Source organism: Streptomyces sp. NPDC058646, assembly GCF_042716875.1.
In the GTDB taxonomy this organism is placed as follows: domain Bacteria; phylum Actinomycetota; class Actinomycetes; order Streptomycetales; family Streptomycetaceae; genus Streptomyces.
The window spans coordinates 98112-122797 of record NZ_JBHXRK010000021.1 but is presented as its reverse complement, the minus strand read 5'-3'; the positions used below and the strand labels follow the sequence as shown (position 1 = coordinate 122797).

The window sequence follows — 24686 nt, the reverse complement described above, 5'->3', positions numbered from 1 at the left end:
CGGCCCTTCGGGGCCCCGGGGCGCAGGGGCGGGCCGCGGGGGCGGGGCGAGACCACAGGGTGCGGGTCGCCGACCCCGGACCCCTCGGTCCGACCGCGTCCGCCCTGACCACCTTCGTGCTCAGCGCCGGCGCTGACCTTCTTCTTCCTGGCGCTGGGCTACCTCTCCCACGTCACCGCCCTCGGCCGGCTGAGCGCGGGCATCACCTGGTGCGTCTCCTTCGCCGTGGTCCCCGAGAAGACCTGGGGCCGCAAGTTCCTTCCCCGGGGCTGAGGACCGTACGGGGGCGCCGCCCGGGTGCCCGCTAGGGGCGCAGGGCGCGCAGCAGCAGGTCGGCCAGGTGGTCGGCGACCTGCTGCGGCGTGAGCGGGCCGTCCGCGCGGTACCAGGTGGACAGGTGGTGCACGGACCCGAAGTGGTAGTCCACCACCAGGTCGGCAGGGGTCGCGGTGGAGAACACCCCGCTGCGCTGGCCCTCCTCGACCAGGGCCCGGAACCGCTCGTGGTAGCGCCGGCGTTCGGCACGGACCTGCTTGAACTTCTCCGGGCTGAGCTGGTGCATCGACCGGAAGAAGATCATCGCGTCGTCGAGGTTCTCGATGGTGGTGACGACCACGTCCGCGGCCGCCGTGCGCAGCCGCTCCTCCACGGGCGCGTCGGAGTCGGCCACCGCGTCCAGGCGCTGCTGCTGGAGGCGCAGCATGCGCGCGTACACCTCGTGCAGCAGGTCGTCCTTGGACCCGAAGTAGTGGTAGAGCGCGCCCTTGGTGACCCCGGCCGCCTCGACGATCTCCTGGACCGAGGTGCGGTCGTAGCCCCGCTCGGCGAACAGCCGGGTGGCCACGGCCAGCAGCCGCTGCGGTACCGGGGCTTCCTGCGTGGTTTCGGTCGCCGTGGTTCTGGCCGCCATCGCGCTGACCTTCCCTTCCTTGTCGCCGGCCGTACGTCCGTCCGACTGTTTTCAGCCGCGGTCGCGCAGCTCCCGTCGGAGGATCTTGCCACTGGTCGTCTGCGGAAGGACAGGCAGGATCTCCACCTGTCGCGGGTACTTGTACGCGGCGATGCGCGCGGCGCAGTACGCGGACAGCTCCGCCGGGTCCGCCGAGGCGCCGGGGCGGAGGCTGACGTACGCCTTCACGCTCTCCCCCCGGTACGGGTCGGGCACGCCCACCACGGCCGCCTCGCGGACCGCGGGGTGGGTGTAGAGCACGTCCTCGACCTCCCGCGGCCACACCTTGAAGCCGGACGCGTTGATCATGTCCTTCTTGCGGTCGACGACGTAGAGCCAGCCTTCCGCGTCCATGAACCCGACGTCGCCGGTGCGCAGCTCGCCGTCGGGGAAGGCCTCGGCCGTCTCGGCCGGCAGGCCCCAGTAGCCGGGTACCACCTGGGGGCCGCGTACCGCTATCTCGCCGGTCTCGCCGAAGGGGAGCTCGGCGCCGTGCTCGTCGAGGATGCGCACGACGGTCTCGGCGCCGGGGACGCCGACGGAGAGGGTGCCGGAGACGGGGTCGACGGGTGCTTCGAGGTGGGCGGGGACGGAGGCGCAGGGGGCGGTGCACTCGGTCAGGCCGTAGCCGTTGCGCAGGTAGAAGCCGAAGGCGGCCCGGAGGCGTTCGACGAGCGCGGGCGGGAGCGGGGCGCCGCCGGAGGAGAGCACCTGGAAGGAGGCGAAGTGGTCCGGGGTGGCCCCGGGGTGTGCGGCGAGGGCCATGAAGGCGGTGGCCGGGCCGATGGCGTAGGCGGGACGGTGTTCGAGGAAGGCGTCGAGGACGACTCCGGCGTCGAACCGGTGGGCGAGGGCGAGGGTGCCGGCGTTGACGAAGCAGGCGGTGAGCTCGCAGACCATGCCGGTGATGTGGAAGAGCGGGGCGAGGGCGAAGTACGTGGCGCCCTCGGGGAGGGGGTGGCCGGCGACCTGGCGGGCGGCGTTGTAGGTGAGCGCGCCGTGCGGGTTCATCGCGCCCTTGGGGGTGCCGCTGGTGCCGGAGGTGTAGCTGATGAGTGCGGTGTCGGCGGCGGTGAGACGGGGATCCGCGGGGGCCGGGTCGCCGCGGCGGGCCACGGCGGTGAGCGCGGCAACGACGGGCCGCGGCACGGACCCGGGCACGGGCCCGGCTGCGGCTGCGGGCACGGGGGCGACCTCGGCTGTCGGCGCGGCCCCAGGCACGGGCTCGGGCACGGGCTCGGCTGCGGGTGCCGGGGCGGTGGCGAGGAGGCGGGGGTCGTTGCGGCTCTGGAAGTCCAGGGCGGAGGCCGTCAGCACGGTCCGTACGGCGCTGTCGTGCGCGGCCCCGCGCAGGTACGCCGTCCAGGCGCGGCCCTCGCAGACCAGCGCGGCGGCGCCGGAGTCGCGCAGGACGTGCCGGGCCTCGGCCGCCTTGTACATCGGGTTGAGCGGGACGACCACCGCCCCCGCCTTCCAGGCACCCAGCACGGCGAGCACGAACTGCGGGGTGTTCTGCAGCATGACGGCGACCCGGTCCCCGCGGCGGATCCCGTGCGCGGCCAGGTGCCCGGCGACCGAGTCGGAGAGGGCGTCGGCCTCGGCGTAGGAGAGCCGGCCGTCGAAGTAGGCCAGGGCCGTGCGGCCGGGTGCCCGGGCCACGGCCGCACGGAAGGCGTGCAGCACCGAGGGCGGCGGCGCGACGGGCGCCCGCTGGGCCGGGCTGAGCCGCCCGAGCCAGGGCCGGGCGGCGTACCGGGAACCCGCGGGAGCGGCCTCGGCGGAGGTCACCTGGTCTCCCACTTCTGCTGGAGGTGGTTCATACCGCTCAGCCAGCGGTCCGGCGCGGTGGCACGGGCGGCGTAGAAGTCCGCGACCTCGGGGTGCGGGAGGATCAAGAAGCGGCCCTTCTCCATGCCGTCGAACAGGGCGTCCGCGACCGCGTCCGGCTCGATCGCGGTCGGCGCCAGGACGAGTTCGCCCGCCGAGCCCGCGGCGGTCAGCATGTCGGTGCGCACCCCCTGCGGACAGATGGCGTGCACCTGGACCCCGCGGTGGCGGTAGGTCAGCGAGAGCCACTCCGCGAAGGCGAGCGCACCGTGCTTGGTGACACTGTACGGGGCTGCTCCGATCATCGTCAGCAGCCCGGCGGCGGAGACGGTGGACACGAAGCGGCCGCTCCCCCGCTCCAGCCAGTCGGGGAGCAGCAGCCGGGCCGCCCGTACGTGGGCCATCACGTTGGTGTCCCAGGCCGCCTCCCAGACGGCCTCGTCGGCGAACGCGTCGCCGCCGGAGGCGAGTCCGGCGTTGGCGCAGTAGACGTCGATCCTGCCGCCCAGCGCTTCCAGCGCCTCCGGGGCGATCTCGGAGGCGTCGCCCGGCAGCGGGATCGCCCGGGCGCCGATGGCGCCCGCCACCGCGGCGGCCTTGGCGGCGTCGCGGTCGTTGACCACCACCGTGGCCCCCTCGGCGGCGAACCGCTGCGCGAGGGCGGCGCCGATGCCACCGCCCGCGCCGGTGACGACGACTCGCTGGTCCTGGTACGCGCTCACGGGGATCACCTTTCGTGGCCGGACTCCGGCTGGGATCCCTGCCGGTGCCGGGCAGACTAACCAGTCGGTATGTCCGGACGGAAGGGGGCTGCCCCCTAGCGTGGCCGGATGACTCTGTCGCGACGCGGGCTGCTGGGACTGGCGGGGGCCACGGGGATTGCGGGTGCCGTGGGAGCGGTGGGGGCGCCCGGGACGGCGGCGGCCGCCGGGGCGGCGCCGCGCGCGGCGCAGGTGCGTACGGGCTTCGAGCAGCTCGCCGCGGACGGGTACGGGGTGCTGGCCGGGCAGAAGGTCGGGGTGGTCACCAACCCCACCGGCATCACCGCCGAGGCCCGGCACCTGGTCGACGTCCTGCACGCGGACGAACGGGTCGACCTGGTCGCGGTGTTCGGGCCCGAGCACGGGTTCCGCGGGACGGCCCAGGCGGGGGACTCCGAGGGCGCCTCCCGGGATCCGGCCACCGGCCTGCCCGTGTACGACACGTACGACAAGAGCGGTCAGCGCCTCGCGGACGTGTTCACGGCGGCCGGGATCGACACCGTCGTCTTCGACATCCAGGACGTCGGGGCGCGTTTCTACACATACATCTGGACCCTCTACGACTGCATGCGCGCGGCCTCCCTCGCCGGCAAGGCGGTGGTGGTGCTGGACCGGCCGAACCCGGTCGGTGGCCGCCGGGCGGCCGGGCCGGTCCTGGAGCGGGCGTACGCGAGCTTCGTGGGCCGGGAGCCGATCGCCCTCGCGCACGGGATGACGGCCGCCGAGCTGGCCCGGCTCTTCAACGGCGAGTTCCTGACCGACGGGTCGCTGCCCGGGGGGCCGGTCAGGCTGCGGACCGTGGCGATGAGCGGGTGGCGGCGGGAGTCGTTCTTCGGGGAGACCGGGCTGCCCTGGGTGCCGCCGAGCCCGAACATGCCGACCCCGGACACGGCCCTCGCGTACGCGGGCACCTGCCTCTTCGAGGGGACGAACCTGTCGGAGGGACGCGGTACGACCACGCCCTTCGAGGTGGTCGGCGCGGAGGGGATCGACCGGAAGTGGGCGGAGGCCGCGAACGCGCTGGAGCTGCCCGGGGTGTGGTTCCGGGAGGCGTACTTCACGCCGACCTTCTCCAAGCACGCGGGAAAGGTCTGCGGCGGGGTCCGGCTGATCGTGCACGACCGCGAGGCCTTCGATCCGGTGCGGGCCGGAATCGGGCTGCTGGTGACGGCGCGGCGGACCTGGAGCGGCTTCGGCTGGCGCACGGACCACTGGATCGACCGGCTGACCGGCTCGGACCGGGTGCGGCGGATGGTCGACGCGGGGGCGGGGGTGGAGGAGGTCGTGGGCGACTGGACGGCCGGACTGGCCCGTTTCGCAGCGGTACGGGAGCAGTACCTGCTGTACCGGTGACACCACGGGACGGTAGAGGGCGGCACCCCCGGGGCACTAGCCGGAAGGACGCGGCAGCAGGATGCTGGACCGCACCGGAGGCGGGGCGTGGAGGGGTACGTCATGACGGACAGGGGTGCCGGGAACGGAACGGGACGCGGGATCGGGGTCGGTCCCTACGCGGAACTGGTCTTCGACGCGCAGGGGGACGCGGACCCGGCCGGACAGGGCGCGGTGGCCCGGATGGAGGCCACCGACCTGCTGGTCTTCGCCCACGGGTGGAACAGCGACCGCGGCACGTCCCTGCGGCTGTACGACCGGTTCTTCGCCCCGTTCCCCGGGCTGGTGGGGCCGGGGATACGGCTGGGTTACGTGGGCGTGGTGTGGCCCTCGATACGGTTCGCGGACGAGCCGATCCCGGACTTCGGGCCGGGGGTCCTCGCCGGGCCCGGTTCCGGGGTGGCGCTGGACCCCGCCACCCGGCGGGCGCTCGGTGAGTTCTGGCCGGGGCGTGAGGCGGAGCTGGACCGGGTGGCCGAACTGCTCGAGGACCGGCCGGATTCGACGGCCGCCTTCATCGAGTTCGGGGCACTGGTACGGGAGTTGGCCGGGGTGAACTCGGTCACCGCAGTGGCGCCCCCGGCGGTGCCGCTGATCTTCACGGAGGACGTGCTGGAGGTGTGCCGCGCCTTCACCCTCCGGCTCGCCGGGACGGGTGCCCCACTGCCCGCAAGCGCCGGTGTGCCGAGCACCGGTGCAGCGGGCGCCGGCCCCCGAGGCGACGGCGTGCGGAGTCCTGCGCCGCCGCCGGCGGCCGGGCTGGCGGGCGGGCCGGGCGACTTGTGGGGCGGCGCCAAGGAGCTGCTCCGGCAGGCGACGTACTACCGGATGAAGAAGCGGGCGGGGGTGGTCGGTGAGCGCGGCCTCGGTCCGGCGCTGGCGGAGCTGGCGCGCGTCCGCCCGGCGCTGCGCGTCCATCTGATCGGGCACAGCTTCGGGGCCCGGGTGGTGTCCTTCTCGCTGCGCGCGGTACCGGACCGGGCCCGGTACGTGAAGTCGCTGACGTTGCTCCAGGGCGCCTTCTCCCACTACGCGTTCGCCGACCGCCTGCCCCACGACAAGAGCCGGGGCGGAGCCCTGCGCGGTCTCCAGCGCCGGGTCGACGGGCCGGTGGTGGCCTGCCACTCGCCGCACGACTCGGCCCTGAAGGTCTTCTATCCGCTGGCCTCCCGGATGGCGGGGGATTCGGCCGGACTGATGGGCTTCGACGAGCGGTGGGGCGCGATCGGGCACGGCGGGGTGCGGGCCGTCCCGGGCGCGCCGCGGCTGACCCTGGACGCGGCCCTGCGCGGGGGGCTCCCTCCGGCGGGATGCGTCAGCGTGGACGCGGGATCCGTGGTGCGGCGCGGCGGCGCGCCCTCGGGGGCGCACAGCGACATCTGCCACGAGGAGCTGGCCCGGGTGGTGGTTTCCGCGGGACGCCTGGGGCGCTGACTTCCGGCCACGTGCCACCCGTACGCCTCGACCGCCCCCGCATGCGCCCGGGCCGGGCCGGGCATGTTGGGCACATCGGCGGAGGTGACATGTCATGGCGGGATTCCGGAGTCTGGCCTACCAGGTGCGCGATGCGCGCAACGACCGGGCCCTGCGGCGCCACTCGCTGCGCCGCTGCCTGGAGCGGTTCGCCCCCTACGGGCACCGGGCCACGTGGTGGCATCTGTGCGACCGGCACGGGATCGCGCCCGAGGACCGGGGGGCGGACCCGCTGCGGCTGGTCGCCGCGCTGGAGGAGCTGGAGGAGGCGCGGGCGGTCTGGCTGGAGTACGAGCGCCAGTTCGCGGAGCGGCGGCGGCGCGAGAAGCACCACGGGCTGCGGCGGCCGGAGTGGGCGTGGGGCGGGAGCGGGGACGCGGTGGTGCGATGTGCGGATCCCGGGGTCCGGCCCGAGGGCGCGCTCGACGAAGTGCTGCGACGGCTCGTGAAGGCGCTGGAATCGGAACCGGGGACGGCGTGCCCGGTCTGCGGGGACCGGGAACTGCACTGGCCGGCCCCGCCGGCCGGCCCGCGGCCCGTCCCCGTGCCGCGGGCCGGGGCGGGGCCCGTGCAGGGGACGGGCCCCGACGCGCCCGGGGCCGGACCCGTTCACCGGGTGGCCGGGTCCGGCGGGCCCGGGTCCGGCGGGCCCGGGGCGGGGCGGCTTCCGGGGCGGCGGGCGGGGTCGGGCCCGCGGGTGCCGGGCCCCTGGGAGGGGGCGTGGGCCTGGGACGGGCCGCTCTGCGCGGGCTGCGGGATCGTGGTGCCCAGACCGGCGCTGGTGGACACGCCCGCGGCGGGGGCGGCATGAACCCACAGGTGTCGCTGGTGCCACAGGTCTCGCAGGTGTCGCTGAACGGCTCGCGGACCGCCGCCGACGGCACGGCCGTGCCCCTGTCCCCCGGCGCCCTGGCGGACGCGGCGCTCGCCGCGGTGGACGCCGGGGCGCAGGAGGTGCTGGTCCACCCGCGGACCCCGTGCGGACGCGAGAGCCTCTCCCCCCGGGTGGTGGGCCCGCTGCTGGAGGCGGTGCGGGGCGCGGGAGTCGGCGTACCCCTGGCCGTGTGTGCGAGCCCCGGCGCCGAACCCGGGCCGGCGGAGCGGCTGGAGCGGGTGCGGTCCTGGACGGCGCTGCCGGACCGGGCCGCGGTGCACTTCGCCGAAGCGGGCGCCGAGGACCTGGCGCAGGCCCTGCTGGAGCGCGGCATCGCCGTGGACGCCGTGGTTCCGGTGGGCGGGCGGGCCGGGGCGGAGCCCATGGCCCGGTTCCTGGCCTGGCCCCTCCGCACCCCCGGGCGTGTCCGGCTCGTGGCCGAGCTCGCCTCGGCGGATCCGGCGCTGGTGGCCGGGCTGCGCGGGCTGCCGCCGGTGGCGGTGCTGCTGTACGGGCGCGGGAGCGCCGCCTGGCCGGTGCTGCGGCTGGCCGCGCGGTGCGGCACGGGCACGCGGATCGGCGTAGGGGACGTGCTGCACCTGCCGGACGGGCGTCCGGCGGCCTCGAACGCCGAACTGGTGCTGGCGGCGCGGACGGTGGGGGCGCCGGCGGCGCCTTCCAGCTCCGCTACAGCCGCGAGCCGGTGAGCTTCTCGCCGAAGACGTCGTCCGGATTGGACAGCGCGCAGTTCTCCAGCGAGAGGCAGCCGCAGCCGATGCAGTCCGTCAGATGATCGCGCAGGCGCCCGAGTTGGCGGATCCGCTGGTCGAGTTCGGTGCGCCAGGTCTCGGAGAGCCGGGCCCAGTCCTCGCGGGTGGGGGTGCGTTCCTCGGGGAGCTGGGCGAGCGCTTCGCGGATGCTGGCCAGCGGGATGCCCACCCGCTGCGCGGCGCGCACGAAGGCCACCCGGCGCAGCGCGTCCCGGCTGAAGCGGCGCTGGTTGCCGGAGGTTCGGCGGCTGCTGATCAGGCCCTTGGCCTCGTAGAAGTGGAGGGCGGAGACGGCGGCGCCGCTTCGGGCGGACAGCTGGCCGACGGTGAGTTCGTTGACGTTCTCGGGAATCTGCGGCACCAGGCCGAGGGTAGTCGGAGGTCCGTTGACATACACATGCGGTCCCAGCATGCTGAGCAAGCGCTTATTCGTTCCGCGGTCGTTCGTCAGCGCTCCGTCAGTCGTTCGTCAGCGGTCCGTCAGTCATCCGTCAGTCATCCGCGAGAAGCAGGAGCAGGGCATGGCCGAGCCGAGGGTGTTCACGTCCGCAGGGGAACTGCACGCCGGGATCGGCGAGCCGCTCGGGCCCAGCGGCTGGCTGGAGGTGGACCAGAAGCGGATCGACCTCTTCGCGGACGCCACCGGTGACCACCAGTGGATCCACGTCGACCCGGAAAGGGCCGCTGACGGACCCTTCGGTTCCACGATCGCCCACGGCTATCTGACCCTGTCGTTGCTGCCCAGTCTGGTACCGCAGGTCATGCGGGTCGAAGGCATGAAGATGGGCATCAACTACGGGGCGAACAAGGTCCGGTTCCCGGCTCCGGTGCCGGTCGGGTCGCGGCTGCGAGCCACCGCCGTGATCACCGAGGTGACCGAGGCGGGCGGCGGCGTACAGGTCACGGCGACCGTCACAGTCGAGCGCGAGGGCGGCGACAAGCCGGTGTGTGTGGCGGAGTCGGTCTCCCGCTACTACTTCTGACCCGCGACCGGGACAGGGCGGGTCGGGGCGGGAGGGAGCCCTATCGCTACCGGGCCGCGCCCGTGGCACCCGTCGCGCCCACCATGCGGAGCACGAGGTCGGCGTAGAGCGCGCCGACCTCGTCGGGCGTGCGCTGCCCGGCCACGTTGAACCAGCGGGCCACGTCGATGCACAGGGACAGGACGGCGAGGGTGGTGCCGGGGACGTCGGGGACGTCGAACTCCCCGGCGGCGACCCCGTCGGCCAGGATGCCGCGCACGGCCGCGTCGCTCTGCCGGCGCAGTGCCACGATTTCGGAGCGGTGCTCCGGGGCGAGGGCATCGAGCTCGTACTGGACCACCCGCGCGGTGGTGTGATGGGCCGCGTGCCACCGTACGAAGGACCGCACGGCGGCATCGAGCCGCTCGGCCGCGGATCCGGGGCCGTCGGCCGCCGAGGACAGGATCTTCAGCGCCTTGTCGTGGCCGATCCGGCTGATCCGGTGGAGCAGCTCTTCCTTGGTCTTGTAGTGGATGTAGAGCGCGGCCGGGCTCATCCCGGCGCGCCCTGCGATGTCACGCGTGGTGGTGGCGTGGTACCCGCGCTCCGCGAAGGCCTCGACGGCGGCGACCAGCAGTCGCCGCGCCGCGTCGGGGATCACCTCCGACCAGGGCTGATAGCCGCCGGCCGTCTCCTCCGCGCTGTCCATCGCTCACTCACCTCTTCACCGTGTGGGAGTGACACCCTACCGGAGGGTGAGCAAGCGCTTAGGACGCGCTGGGCCGAGCGGGCTTCTTCGGGGCGTAGGGGTCGTAGTCCGCCATCATCTTCTCCATCCGGGCCTGGTCCACCCGGCTGACGATCTGGGTGACCTCCTGGCGGTCGCGGATGACCTTGGCGAGGGTGAAGGCCGAGGTCGTGAGGTACAGGACCGCGATGCCGAGGAAGGCCCGGACCCAGCCGTCGACCTCCAGGTTGTAGATCCCGAGGGCCACGGAGCCGAGGGCGATGCCGAAGGCGGCAACGGCCTGGCCGTAGTACGCCCCTGTGTTCTGCTGCTTGACCGGTGTCTCGTTCATGACACCAGCATCGGGCGCAGTGACCGGCGCCACATCCGCTCGCGTACTCATGCGCGTACTCAGCCCGGCCTCAGAAGGCCGAAACCCCGGTACGGGCCCGCCCGATGAGCAGCTTCTGGATCTGGCTGGTGCCCTCGTACAGGGTCATCACCCGGGCGTCGCGCAGCAGCTTGCCGGCCGGGTACTCGTCGATGTAGCCGTAACCGCCGTGCACCTGGAGGGCGTTGCTCGCGGCGCGCACGGCGGCCTCCGAGGCGAAGAGCTTGGCGGTGGAGGACTCGGTGGCGAAGGACTTGCCGCGGTCGATGAGGTCGGCGACCCGCCAGGTCAGCAGCCGGGCGGCGTCCACGTCCACGGAGATGTCCGCGATCAGCTCCTGGACCAGCTGGTGGTGGGCGATGGGCCTGCCGAACTGCTCGCGGTCCGCGGCGTACGAGACGGCCGCGTCCAGGGCGGCCTGGGCGATGCCGACGCAGCCCGCGGCGACCGACATGCGGCCCTTGGCCAGGGCGGACATGGCCACCGAGAAGCCCTTGCCCTCGGGGCCGAGCATCGCGGAGGCGGGGACGCGGACACCGTCGAGGACCAGTTCGGCGGTGGCCTGGCCGCGCAGGCCGAGTTTGCCGTGGATCTCGCGGCGGGTGAGACCGGGCGCGTCGGTGGGGACGAGGAAGGCGGAGACCCCGCGATGGCCGGGCTCCGCGCCCGTGCGGGCGAAGAGGAGCACCACGTCGGCCCAGGTGCCGTTGGTGATGAACATCTTGCTGCCGTCGAGGACGTATGCGTCCCCCTCGCGCACGGCGCGGGTGGTCAGGTTGCCCGCGTCGGAGCCGGTGCCCGGTTCGGTCAGGCCGAAGCATCCGAGTGCGTCGCCGGAGCACAGGCGGGGCAGCCAGGCACGCTTCTGGTCCTCGGTGCCCCAGGCCGCGATGGTCTTGGCGACGAGGCCGAGGGAGACGGAGACGATGCCGCGGACAGCGGAGTCGCCGCGGCCGAGCTCCTCGGTGACCAGGACGTAGGAGAGGTGGTCACCGCCCGAGCCGCCGTACTCCTCGGGGACGGTCAGGCCGAGGAAACCCAGTGCGCCCAGCTTCTTGACGATGCCCCGGTCCACGCTCTCGGCGCGGTCCCATGCGGCGGCGTGGGGGGTGACCTCGCGGTCGGCGAACTCGCGGGCGAGCCGGCGGACGGCGTCCTGTTCCTCGCTCAGCTCCAGATCCACCGGGCACCTCCGAGGTCGCGTGACAGGGTCCGGCACCAGTTAACTAGCACCGGTAGTTTATTGAGGGCAGGCTCTACTATGTGGCGCATGGCCAGACCGCGCAAGCCCCTCCTCAGCCGCGCCCTCATCGTCGAGGCGGCGGGGGCCCTGGTGGACGCCGAGGGGCTGGACGCGGTGTCGACGCGGAGGCTGGCGGCGGCGCTCGGGGTCAGCGGGCCTTCGCTGTACAACCACTTCCGCACCAAGGACGAGATCCTGGACGCGGTGGCGGACGCGGTGAGCGCACGGGTCGACCTGTCGATGTTCGAGGCGCCGCGGTTCACGTCGGCGGCCGGGGCGTCCGGGGCGGGGGCGCCCGATTCCGGGGCGGGGGCAGGGCCGGGCGCAGGCGCAGAGGCGGATGCAGGGACAGGGGCGGGTGCAGGGACAGGGCCCGGCGCAGGCGCAGGGGCGGGTGCTGACTGGCGTACCGCGCTCCACGACTGGGCCCACTCCTACCGGGCGGCCCTGTCCGACCATCCGAACATCGTGCCCGTACTGGCCCGGGGGCCGGGGCGCAGGCCGGCCGGACTGAGGGTGGCGGACGCGGTGTTCGGTGCGATGACGGCGGCCGGGTGGCCGCCCGCCCACGCGACGCGGATCGGCGCGCTGATGCGCTACTTCATCCTGGGCTCGGCAGTGGCTTCCTTCGCGGGGGGCTTCGTCGACGACGAGACGGCCTACGACCCGTCGGCCTACCCCCACCTGGGCCAGGCCCACCTGCTGGCCGAGCGCCGGCGCGAGGTGGACGACGGCGCCTTCGAGACGGGGTTGAAGGCGCTCCTGGACGGCCTGGCCCTTCAGTACGAGGCCCTGCGCGGGCCCGCGTGACCGGTCGGGCCGGGCCGGGCGGGGGCGCTGCTCAGAACACGATGAGCGAGCGGCCTCCCTTGCCCGCCAGCATGGCGTCGAAGGCGGCCGGGATGCCGTCGAGGGTGATGCGGTCGGTGACCAGGGCCCCGAGGTCGAGGCGGCCGGCCCGGACGTGCCCGGCGATGACCGGGAGGTCCCGGGCGGGATCGCTGTTGCCGTAGACGCAGCCGGTGAGGGTGCGGGCGAAGTGGAAGATCTCCAGGGCGTGGAAGCTCACCTGCTGGTCCTTGCCGCCGATGCCCACGACCGTGGTGCGGCCGCCGCGCCGGGTGGACTCCCAGGCCGTGCGGATGGTCTCGGCCCGGCCGACGCATTCGACGGCGACGTCCGCACCCTGTCCGCCGGTGAGCGCGCGGATCTGCTGGGCGGTGGTGTCGGAGGCGAGCACGAAGTCGGTGGCCCCGGCCGCCCTGGCCAGTTCCTCCTTGGCCGGGGAGACGTCGACGGCCACGAGGGGGCCCGCCTGCGCGATGCGGGCGGCCTGGAGGGCCGCGAGGCCGACCCCGCCGACGCCGAAGACCGCCACGGACTCGCCCGGGCGGACCTGGGCGCTGTGGTGGACGGCTCCGTAGCCGGTGAGGACGGCGCAGCCGAGCAGGGCCGCCTCGGCGAGCGGGATCCCGTCGGGCGCGGGCAGCACGCAGTGGGCCGCGACGACGGTCTCCTCCGCGAAGGCCGCGACATTGAGCCCGGGGTGCAGGGCGGTGCCCTCGGCGTCGTGGGCGTAGACGGCCCCGACGCCGGTGAGGGCCTTGGCGCAGAGCCATACCTCGCCGATGGTGCAGTGGTGGCACTCTCCACAGGACGGGGCCCAGTTGAGCACCACCGGGTCGCCGGGGGCGACGTGGGTGACGCCCTCCCCGACGGCCAGGACCGTGCCCGCGCCCTCGTGGCCGAGGACGGCGGGGACGGGGACCTTCATGGTGCCGTTGGTGAGGGAGAGGTCGGAGTGGCAGACCCCGGCGGCGGCGAGCCGTACCCGGACCTGCCCGGGGCCGGGATCGGGCAGCACGATCTCCCGTATCTCCAGCGGGGCTCCGACGGCGGGCAGGATGGCGGCGCGGACCATGGTCGTCGTCTCCGTTTTCCGGTGCTGAGGCGGGGTGCGGGGCAGGCGGGGCGGGGAGCCCGGGGTGGGCGCGGCCCGGGGGCTGCGGGCCCCCGGAGCCGCCGGGTTCAGAACTGCAGGGACTTGGTCTGGAGGTACTCGGCCAGGCCGTGCGGGCCCAGCTCGCGGCCCACGCCCGACTGCTTGTAACCGCCGAAGGGTGCGAGCACGTTGAAGCGGCCGCCGTTGATGTCCACCTGCCCGGTGTCCATACGGCGGGCGAAGGCCGCGGCCGTCTCGTCGTCCGCCGCCCAGACGGCGCCGCCCAGGCCGTAGACGGTGCCGTTGGCGATGCGCAGGGCCTCCTCCTCGTCCTCGTACCGGATGATCGACAGCACCGGGCCGAAGATCTCCTCCTGCGCGATGGTCATGTCGGGCGTGACGTCGGCGAACACGGTCGGGGCGATGAAGTACCCGCGCTCGTGCGGCGCGTCGGGGCCGCCCGCGACCAGGCGCGCACCCTCCTCGATGCCCTTGGTGATGTATCCGCGCACGCGGTCGCGCTGTTTGGCGTTGACCACCGGGCCGATGCGGGTGCCCGGGTCGGTGGGGTCGCCGCTGGGGTAGGCGGCGACGGCCGCGGCCGCGAGGGAGACGGCCTCCTCGTACTGGTCCCGGTGGACGAGCATGCGCGTCAGCGCGTTGCAGCTCTGGCCGGAGTTGTTCATGACGTGGCCCACGCCTGCCTTGACGGCCTTGGCGAGGTCGGCGCCGGGCAGGATGACATTGGCCGATTTGCCGCCCAGTTCGAGGGCGACCCGCTTGACGGCGGCGCCGGCGGTGGCGCCGATCTGCCTGCCGACGGCGGTCGAGCCGGTGAAGGAGACGAGGTCGACCCCTTCGTGCGCGGCCAGGGCCTGGCCGGCGACCGGGCCGGTCCCGGTCACCAGGTTGAAGACCCCGGCCGGGATGCCCGCCTCGTGCACGGCTTCGGCGAAGAGCTGTGCGGTCAGCGGGGTGTCCTCGGCCGGCTTGAGGACGAGGGTGCAGCCGGCGGCGAGAGCGGGCGCCACCTTTGCAACGACCTGGTGCAGCGGGTAGTTCCAGGGCGTGATGGCCGCGACCACGCCGACCGGCTCCAGCAGCACGGTGGAGTTGCCGATCCGCTCCTCGAAGGCGTACGAGGCCGCCAGCTCGGCGTAGGAGGAGGCCACCGCGACCGGCGACCCGACGTGGACCATCTCCGAGAAGCCCAGCGGGGAGCCGAGTTCGGCGGTGACGGTCTCGGCGATCTCGCCCTTGCGGGCGGCCAGCACGTCGCGCAGGGCGCGGATCAGGGCCCCCCGCTCCGCCGGGGGCACGGCCGCCCAGCCGGGAAGGGCCGCACGGGCCGCGCGTACGGCCGCATCCACGTCCTCCGCGGTGCCCGCCGGGACGCCCGCGATGACCTGCTCGTCCGCCGGGTTCACCACCTCTATGCGCTCGCGTCCGGCGGCGGGCCGCCATGCGCCGTCGATGTACATCCCGTCGTGGGCCTTCATGGCATTCCTCCCGAGCACGCACCGGCGCGTAGACCTGACCTCGCGGACACCCTACAAACTAGCGCCGGTAGTTTTCTGCGCGCCAGGGCTGCGGCGATCAGATGATGCCGAAAAGCATCCCTGCGCCCAGTACCACCAGGGAGGTGAGGGCCGCCCATTTCACCGTGAAGCGGGTGTGGTCGCCGAACTCGACCTTGGCCATGCCGACGAGGACGTAGACGGCCGGAACCAGCGGACTGGACATGTGCAGGGCCTGGCCGACGAGGGAGGCGCGGGCGATCTCCAGCGGGGAGACCCCGTGCGCAGCGCCGGCCTCGGCCAGGACGGGCAGCACGCCGAAGTAGAAGCCGTCGTTCGACATGAAGTAGGTGAGCGGCAGGCTCAGCAGGCCGGTGACGAGCGCCATGTGCGGGCCCATGCCCTCGGGGATCGCCCCGACGAGCCAGTCGGCCATGTGCTTGACCATGCCGGTGCCGGAGAGGACCCCCGTGAAGACGGCAGCGGCGAAGACCATGCCGGCGACGTTGAGGACGTTGTCGGCGTGGGCGGCGATCCTGGCCTTCTGGTCGGGCATGTGGGGGTAGTTCACGGTGAGGGCGAGGGCGGCTCCGAGCAGGAACAGCACCGGGATGGGCAGCAGCTCCATGATCATCGCAGTGAGGAGGGCGACGGTGAGGCCCGCGTTGAACCAGTAGAGGCGGGGACGCAGGGTGGGCCGGTCCGGGTCGAGGCCCTGGAAGCCGTCCTCGGCGTACGCGGGGGTGGTGTCCGTTCCGCCGGGGGCGCCGGTGGCAGCGCCGTGAGCCGCCCCGGGGCCGCCGGGGGCGGGGGCGGGGGCGGGGCCGGGAAGCCCGCCGCCGACCGCACTTGCACCGGCACCGGCACCGGCACCGGCACCGGCACCGGCCACAGTCCCGGACCCGGCCGCGACCAGGCGCTCCTCGGCGGCGGGCGCCTCCGCCGCGCCCCGGTGCGTGCCGTTCGCCGCGTCCGCTCCGGCGTCCTTCCCGGCCTCCGCGTCCTCCCCGGTCCCGGGCAGCGCCAGGACGCCGACCCGGCGGCGTTCCTTCAGGCCGAGGACGTAGGCGAGCAGGAAGACGAAGAGCAGACCCGCCGCGAGGGCCGGGATCATCGGGACGAAGATGTCGGCGGCGTCCAGCTCGAGGGCGGTGGCGGCCCGGGCCGTGGGACCGCCCCAGGGCAGCGTGTTCATGACGCCGTTGGCGGTGGCGGCGACACCCGTCATCACCACCAGGCTCAGGCCGAGCCGCTTGTACAGCGGGTACATGGCCGAAACCGTGATCATGAAGGTGGTCGACCCGTCCCCGTCCAGCGAGACGATCGCGGCCAGGACGGCGGTGCCGACCACGACGCGCATCGGGTCGGCCTTGCAGAAGCGCAGGATGCCCCGCACGATCGGGTCGAAGAGGCCGACATCGATCATCACGCCGAAGTAGACGATGGCGAACATCAGCATGGCGGCGGTCGGGGCGAGCTTGCCGACGCCGTCGATGACGTAGTCGCCGAGGTGCGCCCCCTTCCCGGCGAACACGCAGAAGAGTGCGGGGATCAGGACGAGCGCCGCGATGGGCGACATTTTCTTCATCATGATCAGGACCAGGAAGGTCGCGATCATGGCGAAGCCGAGGAAGGTCAGCATGCAGGGAACGTAGGTGCCTCCTCCGGGGCCCAACAAGACGTCGACGCGTGAGCAATACGAGCAAAACCCCAGCTCAGGGCAGGGGTGTCAGATCCACGGGGAATCCGTTGAGCACCGCCGTGCCGGAGAGCGGGTCGAGCCGGGTGCCGTCGAGCAGCTGGTTGACGTTGACGCCGGGCTCGGCCGAGGCCACGGAGAGCCGGGACCCGGCGCGGTCGTGGCCCCAGCCGTGCGGGAGGCTCACCACGCCCGCGCGGACGGCGTCGGTGACCTCCACGGGTACGTCCAGGCTGCCGCCGTCCGCGGTGACGCGGGCACGGCCGCCGTCGGCGAGGCCCAGCCGGCGGGCGTCCTCCGGGTGGACCTGGAGGGTGCACCGGTTGGAGCCTCCGACGAGGGCCGGGACGTTGTGCAGCCAGCTGTTGTTGGACCGCAGATGGCGGCGGCCCACGAGCACCAGGGCGGCGGGGCGGTCGGTGAGCGCCGCGCGCAGCCTGGGGAGCTCGGCCGCGATCGGGTCCGGGAGCAGCTCGATCCTGCCGCTGCGGGTCCTCAGCACGCCCGGGAGCCGCGGCCGCAGCGGGCCCAGGTCGATCCCGTGCGGGTGCGCCAGCAGCCGCTCCAGGCTGAGACCCGGCTCAGCCTCCGGCTCCGTTCCGGCCTCGGGGCGTGCGGGCGTGCGGGCCTCGGGGCGTGCGGGCGTGCCGGCTTCGGCGAGGCCGAACCGGTCTCCGTACGGTCCGAGCCGGAGCATCAGGTCGAGCCGGCGCTCCGGGCCGTTCTCGCCGGTCAGCAGGGCGGCGAGCTGCGCCGGGTCCCGGCCGTGCAGCGGGGAGTCCGGGTCGGCGGTCTCCCTCGCGAGGGCGGCCTTGACGGCCAGTTCGTCCACGGCTTCGGGACCTGCCGATCCGTGCATGCCGGAGACGGCGAGGACGAGGCGTGCGTGGATCTCGCACTCGTCGGGCAGGCCCGCCTCCGGCGGGACGGCGGGGCGGGTGTAGCGCACCTGGTCGCGGACTGCGAAGGCGTTGAAGGCGAAGTCGAAGTGCGCGCTCCGCGAGGGCGGTGGCGGGGGCAGCACGACGTGGGCGTGGCGCGAGGTCTCGTTGAGGTACGGGTCGACGCTGACCATGAAGTCGAGCCCGGCCAGGGCCGCGTCGAGGCGCCGGCCGTCGGGCGCGGACAGCACGGGGTTCGCGGCGATGGCGATCACCGCGCGGATCCGCCCCTCACCCGGGGTCTCGATCTCCTCGGCCAGGGCGGCGGTGGGCAGCTCGCTCTTGACCTCGGGATGGCCGCTGACCCGGCTGTGCCAGCGCCCGAGGGCGAAGCCCTTGCCGGGCCCGGCCGGGCGGGGCCGGGAACCGGTGGCCGAGAGCGGGAAGAGGGCTCCGCCGGGCCGGTCGAGATTTCCGGTGAGGACGTTCAGTACGTCGACCAGCCAGCTGGCGATCGTGCCGAACTCGACGGTGCAGCTGCCGATGCGCCCGTAGACGGCGGCGGTGGGCGCGGCCGCGAGCTCGCGGGCGAGGGAGCGGATCTCGTCGGCCGGGAGGTCGCAGGCGGGGGCTACGGCCTCGGGGGTGAAACTCCCGAGGGCGGCGGCGAGTTCCCCGAGCCCTTCGCTCCGTTCCTCGAGTACGCCGGGCGCGGCGAGCTTCTCGGCGAGCAGGGTGTGCGCGAGGGCGGCGAGGAGCAGCGCGTCGCTCCCGGGCCGCGGGGCGAGGTGGCGGTCCGCGAGCCGGGCGGTGCGGGTGCGGCGCGGGTCGACGACGACCAGGGTGCCGCCGCGGGCGCGCAGGGCCTTGAGCCGGCCGGGGAAGTCGGGGGCGGTGCACAAGGAGCCGTTGGACTCCACCGGGTTGGCTCCGACGAGGAGCAGGAAGTCGGTGCGGTCCAGGTCGGGCACGGCGATGGCGAAGGGGTCGCCGAAGAGCAGCCCACTGGAGACGTGCTTGGGCATCTGGTCGAGCGTGCTGGCGGTGAAGAGGTTGCGGGTGCCGAGGGCCTTGAGGAGCAGGGGCGGGTAGAGGGCGCCGGCCATGGTGTGGACGTTCGGGTTCCCGAGGACGACACCGACCGACTGGGCCCCGTACTCCCGGACGAGGGCGGGGACCGCGGCGGCGACGGCCTCGTACGCCTCCTCCCAGGTGGCCTCCTGGAGTCGGCCGTTGCGCCGGACGAGTGGCGTGCGCAGCCGGTCGGGGTCGGCGTCGAGTGCGCCGAAGGCGGCGCCCTTGGGGCAGATGAAACCGCGGCTGAAGACGTCCTCGCGGTCACCGCGCGCTCCGGTGACCGTGGTGCCCTCGATGGTGAGGGTGAGGCCGCAGGTGGCCTCGCAGAGGGGGCAGATGCGCAGGGCGGTGCGGGGCATGGGGCCCTCCAGGACGGCGGCAGGCTGCGGCACGGGCTTGCGGGGACCATCAGCATACCGACCGGTAGGCACGTCGGGGAGGGCCGTGCGCGACCCGATGCGACCCTCCCGCCGGCCGCCGGCCTAGTACTCCAGCGGTGGATCGTGATGACGGAGCGCTTCAGTTGGCAGGTGCACCGAGGGGAGTTGGCCTGTTGGGTCTCTGTACCTGTGCTTTTCGTGCGACAGGGTCTCCGCTCGCGATATGCCGCGACTGTCGGACGGCCCGGCAGGCAGACTGCTCACATGCAGCTCCCCGCCGAAGCCGTTGCCGCCACCGCGCTGATCGAGGTCGTCAGGATCTCCGCCCTCCCGACCAAGCGGGGCGTTCCATACCCCGGCAGGGCAGTCGCCCACTGGATCGGGAGCGAGGCCACCGACGTCCTGACTTTGATCGAGAATTTGCCCGGCAGCGAACAGCACCGCTGCGGCTTTTCGCCCGGCTGGAGCGTCCGGGCATACGAGGACTCTCTGGGTCTGGCGCTGTTCGAGGCGGCGTTCTGTTTCAGCTGCCACGAGATCCGCATGCACGGTCGGGCCGTGCCACCCGCGCTGGCCACACAGTTCTTCGACGCGGACACCACGCCGGCGCAGGCCCTCCTGGCCCTCTTTCGCGCGGCGGCCCCGTAGTCGGCTGGGCGATCAGGACAAGATCGAGCGGAGCCCCGAGGCCGTTGCCTCCCGGCGTCTCTGCAGTTCAAAGGCCGTCGAAACTCAGCACGCTGGTTGGCCGGACGGGCCGACCCAAGCACTCAGTCACAGGAGGCTGTGGCCTGGCGTCGATAGTGGCCGGCTCGGGATTGTGCCTGGTGGCGGCGTCTCCGGTGGGACCAGTGGAGTTGGTGCGCGGCGCCCTGGACGACGCGTTTGGGTGGTGTGCGTGATGAACAGGCGCGCGATTTCGTTGCAGGTGAGCTGGATCAGGCGGTCCGGGGCGGGATGCCGGAGGTGTTCGTCTGCGGGGACCACGGCCAGGAAGGCATGGGCAGGCATGGCGAGGGTGCCCCAGCGGGACCGGGACGTATAGCGGCGGACCTGGTGCTCGTCCAGCCCGGCCAGACCTCTGGCGGACTGGAAGGTCTCTTCGACTCGCCCTCTGGATCCCGCGACGCGAACCAGAACGGTCAGCGGCACTGGCCGGGGTGAGTAGCAGAGGTAGTAGGCGAGTTCCCCGGTGGTGTGGTTGCGGCGGATCAGCAGGTGGCGGTGGCCAAGCCCGGGGTCGGGCAGGTCGACGACGGACCAGGGACCTGCTTGACGAGGGTGTCTGCGCGGAACTTCCCTGCTCTCGTGCGTGCGTGTTTCGTGGGTGGGGGCGACCGCGAGTACATATCCGGTGGCGCGGTGTTCCAGGGCCGTGCGGAGTTTCGGGTTGCCGCCGTAGACCTCGTCGCCGGCCACCCAGTGGGCGTGATGAGCGGCGTCGAGGAACCTCGCGATCATTCGGGTGGCCAGTTCCGGTTTCGTGGCAAAGACGGTGTCCGGCTCAAGCCCGGCCGCGTCGCAGCGCTCGGGCCGGTCGGTCCATGAGCGGGGAACGTACAGTTCCCGGTCCACGGCGGCGTGGCCGCGATGACCTGCGTAGACCAAGTAGAGGGGCGACCTGGGAGTTCTCGATGCGGCCTGCGGTGCCGGTGCACTGGCGCTGGACGCCGACAGTGTGGATACCTTTCTTCAGGTCGCCCGTCTCGTCCACGACGAGGACCGCCTGGTCGTCGTACAGGTACTCGGCCACATAGTCGCGCAGGTCGTCGCGCACGCCGGCGGCGTCCCATTTGGCGCGATTCAGCAGGTGCTGCAGCCCGTCCGGTGTTGCGTCACCGGCCCATTCGGCGATGGTCCAGCAGTTCTTGCGCGGCAGATCCGAGAGCAGTCCGAGGACCAACCGCGGTACCCGGCGGCGAGGTTCGACGCGGGGGAATCGACCCGCGATCCTGGCCATCAAGGCCTCGCACCCGTCCTGCCAGGGGCAGGGTCTACGCTGCGACTCGCGGCCACCGCATGATCGCTTGTCAACACACACCGATGATCAACGGTGGCCGCACCCATTTCCGCACCGGCCCCACCAGCATGATCACGATCTACCGCTGGAGTACTAGTCGAGGACGCGGGCGAGGTAGGCCTGCATCATCACGCGGGTCTCGGCGACGATGCGGGGATCGCCCGCCGGGTCGGACCGGAAGGCCAGCTGTATCAGGGCGTCCGTGGCCTCGACCGCGACCAGGACGGCCCGTTCGAGGTCGGCGCCCGGGGTGAGGCCGAGGTGGCCGCACATGAGCTGGGTGAGGCGGGCGGCGACCAGGTGGTTGGGGTCGGCCGCAGGCCCGTCGGGCGGCGGCGCGGGCACACCGAAGTCGACGAGCGCGAAGCCGGGGACGCTGCGCTTCATGGACAGGTACTCGTCCAGCACGGCGTCCACGACGGGCCGCCAGTCACTGGCCGGGAGGCCGGCGAGGCGGACCGCGATGCCGTCGGCGTACCGGTCGAGGTTGCGGTGGGCCAGGGCGACGGCCATGGCCCGCTTGTTGCCGAAGAAGCGGTAGACGGAGCCGATCGGCACCCCGGCGCGCACGGCGACGGCGCGGGTGCTGAGCTTCTCGTACCCGGTCTCGTCCAGCAGCTCGGCGCAGGCGTCGAGGATCCGGGCGAGCCGGTCGGCGCTGCGCTGCTGGACGGGCGTACGGCGCATGGGGTGGGCGGGGGGCACGGGGTCCATCATGCCGCGCTTCGCTTCCGTCGTCGGCGGGAGGCCTCAGTTCAGCAGGAGGCCGAGCCCGCCGATGGTGTAGGTGATCATCAGCGCGAGCAGGGGCAGTTGTCCGGCCACCGCCCGGGCGGGCGGGAAGAGGCGTACGGAGCGGTCGTGCGCCGCGACGACGCCGAGGACGTGGCCGGTGATGACGGCGACGACCTGGAGGGCGGCGAGGGCGCCCGGGCCCAGTGGTGGGGCGGGCGCGGTGGCGTTGTCAGTGCCGAGTGCCATGCTTACCGTGCGTGGTCCTTCGATTACCAGGAGGGAGAAGTAGTGGGCGATGAGATAGCCGAGCGCGATCGGCACCAGTGAGTGCGCGAAGGCGGTGAGCGGGCCGGGATGGGGGCCGCAGACGAGGCGGGTCGCCGCCGCGCACAGGCAGTAGAGGGTGGCGACGAGGGCGACGGAGCCGAGGAGTCCGAGGGTTGCCGTGGGGGTGCGGCCGAGGGGGGAGGTCTGCAGGGCGTTGATCCAGGTGGGGTGGTCGGAGAAACCGTCGTAGGCGGTGGAGCCGAGCAGGACGCAGACGGTGGCGACGAGTCCGGGCCGCTCGGGTGTCGCGTCGAGTCCGTGGAAGGGGTTGCGCAGGACCAGGCAGCCGTCGCTGCGCCGGCCGAGCGGGGCCAGCCGGGCCAGGAGGGCGCTGTACGCCTCGAAGGCATCCCCGTCGGCGAACCAGCGCTCGCCGAACCGGGCGGCGAACAGCAGTTGGGCGGTGGCGTAGAGGGCGAGGGCGATGAGGAGGGTGGTGGTGGATGCGGGATCAGGAGCGGCGAGTTCGAGCCAGGTGAAGCCGAACAGCCCGATGGCGGCGGGCCATTGGCCCAGCCGGGCGGGGAGGGGGCGGTGGGGGCTGCGGCGGGGCAGCGCCCGGGACAGCAGGCGGTGCGTGGTGCGGAGCGGGTTGAGCAGGGCCCAGACGGGGCCGAGGAGGAGGGAGGCGGGGACGAGCCCGACCCAGAAGAGGACGTAGACGGCGCCGGGAGCGGGGTTGCGCGCGGGGTCGTCGGGACCGAGGAGGAGGTGCAGGAGGAGCAGGAGGGCGGCCGCGAGACCGAGCAGGCGCAAGGCGGTGCGGGTGGCGGGCCGGTCGGCGGCCCGCTGGAGGACGGCGGGCAGGGCGATCCCGGAGCGGTCTCCGCGGAAGCGGGAGGCGGACCAGAGGAGGCCGAGGGCGAGGAAGGAGACGAACAGTGCGGTGAAGGCACCGGCGAAGGCGTAGAAGGGAGAGATCGGAAGATCGTGCTGGGACCCGATCCCGTGCGCGAGAGCGGTGAACGGCTCGGCCGGGTACGGGACCACGCCCTGGCCACCGCCATCGCCGCCGCCGCCGGCACCGGTGTCGGGCCCGAGCCCGAGCATGCTCACCACCGGCCCACCGGGGCCGCGGCCCCGCCTCGCCGACGGACCGGCCTCCCGGGCTCGGGCCCGAGCCCGGGGGGTCGCTCGGGGCGGAGTCGGTGGCCGGTTCCGGTGCCGGTTCCGGTGCCGCGCGCGGTGCTCGGGGTCGGGGTCGGAGTCGGGGTCGGGGTCGGGGTCGGGGTCGGGGTCGGGGTCGGGCGAACGGTCGCAGCTGCGGCACCGGGCCGGGCGTTGGGCGGGGTGTGTGCCGGGCCTCTGGCGGTGGCTGCGGCCTGGGGTGCCGGCATGGGCGGGGTCGGTGCCGGGCCGCCTGGGGTGGTGGCTGCGGACCCGGGTGCCGGTACGGGCGGGTGCGGGGTCATCGGACGAGGAGCTGGGTCAGTACGAGGTCGGACTCGTGCGTCTCGACCTCGAAGAGGCCGGTGCGGTCGACCGTGAGGACCAGGGTGGCCTCCTGGCCTGCGGGCAGGGCGAGTTCCTGGTCGTAGCCGTGGACGTGCAGGGTGTCGGCGCGGTCGCTGGTGACGCGCAGGGCGACGCGTTCGCCCCGTTTGAGTTCCGTCCGGGCCGGGGCGGGGCTGACCTTGCCGTCCCGGACGGTGAGGGTGACCGTGCGGTCGGCCTCGCCCTGCCCCTGTGCCTGTCCCTGTCCCTGCTCCGGCGGTTGCGGGGTACTGCCGTGACCGTGGCCGCCGGGAGCGGTGGCCGTGGCCGTGAGCTGGGTCGTGCCCTCGACCGGCTTGCCGGACACCGCCCAGGCGGTGTGGTCGTCGGCGTAGAGGCGGACCGTCAGGGTGTGGGTGCCCTCGGGGACCTGTGCGGCGGGCAGGTGGTGCCAGGGGCCGTACAGCCGGGCGAGTTTGCGGCCGTCGAGCTCCAGGTGCGCGTGGCCGGCGCCGGGCAGGGCTGCGCCGCCGGCACTGTCGGGGGTGAAGCGGAAGTTGTTCACCGTCAGCTGGAGGTTCCAGCCGTCCTCGGAGTCCGGGCGGGCGGCGAGCCGCACCTCGGGCGCGCCGGCGGCGGGGACTTCGCGGAGCCGGTGGCCGGAGCCGTCCTCGGTGGTGAGCAGGGTGCCCACGCTGCCGGAGGCCTGTTCGTGGCTGGTGCCGGGCTTGTGGTGGGTGGTGGCCCGCCCGCCGCAGCCCGTCGCCGCGCTGCCCGCGAGGAGCAGCGCCAGGGCGACCAGTGCGGTGGTCCGGGCGGCCGGTTGCGGCCTGTCCGTGCCGCGCGCCGCGCGGGCCCTTCGGGTCCGGCGGCGGGTGGGCGGAGCGCAGGCATCGCACCGGATGCGTTCCTCGGGCCGGTCGGTCACAGCAGGGCCTCCTGTGGTCGGTGCCGCCTGGACGGCTTCTCTCGTCTGGCTCGCCGGGATCGGCGGGTTCGGCCGAACACGGGCCGGGATCGGCGCGTTGGACCGCACGCGGGCCGGGCCCGGTGGGCCCCCCGCGGCGCGGAACGGGCCCGGCGCGGGACCGCCCGGTGCGCGATGCCCGCCTCCGGGGAGCCACCCCGGCGGGACGGACCCCAGCGGGGCGGGCCTCGTGCCGGGACCGCCCGGTGCGGGATCCCCGCCTCCGGGAGCCCCGCACGGGGGACGGGCCCAGCGAGGCGGCCCCAAGGGAGGCGGGCCCGGTGCCGGATCCACCCGGTGCGGATGCCCTCCCTGGGAGCCCCGCGGCGGGACGGGCC

The 24686-nt window shown here is 73.8% G+C and carries 20 protein-coding genes and 2 pseudogenes; 7 read left to right on the top strand and 15 right to left on the bottom strand.

The annotated features are described in order from the left end of the window. Positions 1-304: 304 nt before the first annotated feature. The 3 genes from ACFWUZ_RS24875 to ACFWUZ_RS24865 are packed head-to-tail and all read right to left on the bottom strand — an operon-like array spanning position 305 to position 3507. On the bottom strand, positions 305-910 hold the full coding sequence (locus tag ACFWUZ_RS24875; RefSeq protein WP_384376871.1) for a TetR/AcrR family transcriptional regulator: 606 nt from the start codon (positions 908-910) through the stop codon (positions 305-307). A gap of 51 nt (positions 911-961) precedes the next feature. Next, positions 962-2737 carry a class I adenylate-forming enzyme family protein gene (locus tag ACFWUZ_RS24870; RefSeq protein WP_384376868.1) on the bottom strand — a complete coding sequence of 592 codons (1776 nt, stop codon included), beginning with the start codon at positions 2735-2737 and terminating at the stop codon, positions 962-964. Further along, positions 2734-3507, bottom strand: a complete 774-nt coding sequence (locus tag ACFWUZ_RS24865) for an SDR family oxidoreductase (RefSeq protein WP_384376865.1) — start codon at positions 3505-3507, stop codon at positions 2734-2736. The genes ACFWUZ_RS24870 and ACFWUZ_RS24865 overlap by 4 nt, the downstream gene beginning before the upstream one ends. A gap of 99 nt (positions 3508-3606) precedes the next feature. Here ACFWUZ_RS24865 and ACFWUZ_RS24860 point away from each other — a divergent pair, with 99 nt between their 5' ends. The 4 genes and pseudogenes from ACFWUZ_RS24860 to ACFWUZ_RS24845 all read left to right on the top strand — a co-directional run bounded on the left by ACFWUZ_RS24860 (position 3607) and on the right by ACFWUZ_RS24845 (position 7983). After that, the gene (locus ACFWUZ_RS24860; protein ID WP_384376862.1) at positions 3607-4890 is read left to right on the top strand and encodes an exo-beta-N-acetylmuramidase NamZ domain-containing protein; all 1284 of its coding nucleotides are present in this window, start codon (positions 3607-3609) and stop codon (positions 4888-4890) included. A 102-nt stretch (positions 4891-4992) separates the two neighbouring features. After that, a complete protein-coding gene (locus tag ACFWUZ_RS24855) occupies positions 4993-6363 on the top strand; it encodes a serine-threonine protein kinase (protein ID WP_384376859.1) in 1371 nt (456 codons plus the stop codon). A gap of 94 nt (positions 6364-6457) precedes the next feature. Next, positions 6458-6913 (top strand): annotated as a pseudogene (locus tag ACFWUZ_RS24850) (hypothetical protein); the annotation flags it as partial. Between the two features lie 296 nt (positions 6914-7209). After that, entirely contained in the window at positions 7210-7983 is a 774-nt protein-coding gene (locus ACFWUZ_RS24845; RefSeq protein ID WP_384376856.1) for a 3-keto-5-aminohexanoate cleavage protein, read from the top strand. Here the strand turns inward: ACFWUZ_RS24845 and soxR are convergent. Continuing rightward, positions 7964-8407: a redox-sensitive transcriptional activator SoxR gene (soxR, locus tag ACFWUZ_RS24840; RefSeq protein WP_384376853.1), complete on the bottom strand. Its 444-nt coding sequence runs from the start codon at positions 8405-8407 to the stop codon at positions 7964-7966. The two genes, ACFWUZ_RS24845 and soxR, sit on opposite strands and share 20 nt — an antisense overlap. Positions 8408-8567: 160 nt before the next feature. Here soxR and ACFWUZ_RS24835 point away from each other — a divergent pair, with 160 nt between their 5' ends. Then, the gene (locus ACFWUZ_RS24835) at positions 8568-9029 is read left to right on the top strand and encodes a MaoC family dehydratase (protein WP_384376850.1); all 462 of its coding nucleotides are present in this window, start codon (positions 8568-8570) and stop codon (positions 9027-9029) included. A 46-nt stretch (positions 9030-9075) separates the two neighbouring features. On the opposite strand, the gene ACFWUZ_RS24830 is transcribed toward ACFWUZ_RS24835, so the two are convergent. The 3 genes from ACFWUZ_RS24830 to ACFWUZ_RS24820 all read right to left on the bottom strand — a co-directional run bounded on the left by ACFWUZ_RS24830 (position 9076) and on the right by ACFWUZ_RS24820 (position 11309). After that, positions 9076-9717 (bottom strand): TetR/AcrR family transcriptional regulator, encoded by a 642-nt coding sequence (locus ACFWUZ_RS24830; RefSeq protein ID WP_384376847.1) that lies wholly within the window; start codon positions 9715-9717, stop codon positions 9076-9078. Positions 9718-9775: 58 nt separating this feature from the next. Next, complete coding sequence (locus ACFWUZ_RS24825; protein WP_384376844.1) at positions 9776-10087, bottom strand: YiaA/YiaB family inner membrane protein; 312 nt, start codon at positions 10085-10087, stop codon at positions 9776-9778. 70 nt (positions 10088-10157) lie between these two features. Beyond that, the gene (locus tag ACFWUZ_RS24820; protein ID WP_384376841.1) at positions 10158-11309 is read right to left on the bottom strand and encodes an acyl-CoA dehydrogenase family protein; all 1152 of its coding nucleotides are present in this window, start codon (positions 11307-11309) and stop codon (positions 10158-10160) included. Positions 11310-11396: 87 nt separating this feature from the next. Between ACFWUZ_RS24820 and ACFWUZ_RS24815 the strand changes: the two genes are divergently transcribed. Further along, positions 11397-12179, top strand: coding sequence for a TetR/AcrR family transcriptional regulator (locus ACFWUZ_RS24815; RefSeq protein WP_384376838.1), 783 nt, complete (start codon positions 11397-11399; stop codon positions 12177-12179). Positions 12180-12210: 31 nt separating this feature from the next. On the opposite strand, the gene ACFWUZ_RS24810 is transcribed toward ACFWUZ_RS24815, so the two are convergent. The 4 genes from ACFWUZ_RS24810 to ACFWUZ_RS24795 form a co-directional block, all read right to left on the bottom strand. Further along, positions 12211-13290: a Zn-dependent alcohol dehydrogenase gene (locus tag ACFWUZ_RS24810; protein ID WP_384376835.1), complete on the bottom strand. Its 1080-nt coding sequence runs from the start codon at positions 13288-13290 to the stop codon at positions 12211-12213. A 107-nt stretch (positions 13291-13397) separates the two neighbouring features. Continuing rightward, positions 13398-14810: an aldehyde dehydrogenase family protein gene (locus ACFWUZ_RS24805; RefSeq protein ID WP_384376832.1), complete on the bottom strand. Its 1413-nt coding sequence runs from the start codon at positions 14808-14810 to the stop codon at positions 13398-13400. 97 nt (positions 14811-14907) lie between these two features. After that, complete coding sequence (locus ACFWUZ_RS24800; protein ID WP_384376829.1) at positions 14908-16470, bottom strand: CitMHS family transporter; 1563 nt, start codon at positions 16468-16470, stop codon at positions 14908-14910. A gap of 73 nt (positions 16471-16543) precedes the next feature. Next, positions 16544-18844, bottom strand: coding sequence for a molybdopterin-dependent oxidoreductase (locus tag ACFWUZ_RS24795; RefSeq protein ID WP_384376826.1), 2301 nt, complete (start codon positions 18842-18844; stop codon positions 16544-16546). Positions 18845-19129: 285 nt separating this feature from the next. On the opposite strand from ACFWUZ_RS24795, the gene ACFWUZ_RS24790 reads away from it, so the two are divergent. Beyond that, positions 19130-19513 (top strand): hypothetical protein, encoded by a 384-nt coding sequence (locus ACFWUZ_RS24790; RefSeq protein ID WP_384376823.1) that lies wholly within the window; start codon positions 19130-19132, stop codon positions 19511-19513. A gap of 122 nt (positions 19514-19635) precedes the next feature. Here the strand turns inward: ACFWUZ_RS24790 and ACFWUZ_RS24785 are convergent. From ACFWUZ_RS24785 to ACFWUZ_RS24770, 4 genes and pseudogenes are all read right to left on the bottom strand, one after another. After that, a pseudogene (locus ACFWUZ_RS24785) lies at positions 19636-20825 on the bottom strand (IS701 family transposase). 153 nt (positions 20826-20978) lie between these two features. Next, on the bottom strand, positions 20979-21599 hold the full coding sequence (locus ACFWUZ_RS24780) for a TetR/AcrR family transcriptional regulator (RefSeq protein WP_384376998.1): 621 nt from the start codon (positions 21597-21599) through the stop codon (positions 20979-20981). Positions 21600-21635: 36 nt separating this feature from the next. Further along, positions 21636-23003, bottom strand: coding sequence for a hypothetical protein (locus ACFWUZ_RS24775; protein WP_384376821.1), 1368 nt, complete (start codon positions 23001-23003; stop codon positions 21636-21638). A gap of 352 nt (positions 23004-23355) precedes the next feature. Further along, positions 23356-24183: a hypothetical protein gene (locus tag ACFWUZ_RS24770; RefSeq protein ID WP_384376995.1), complete on the bottom strand. Its 828-nt coding sequence runs from the start codon at positions 24181-24183 to the stop codon at positions 23356-23358. Positions 24184-24686: the final 503 nt, after the last annotated feature.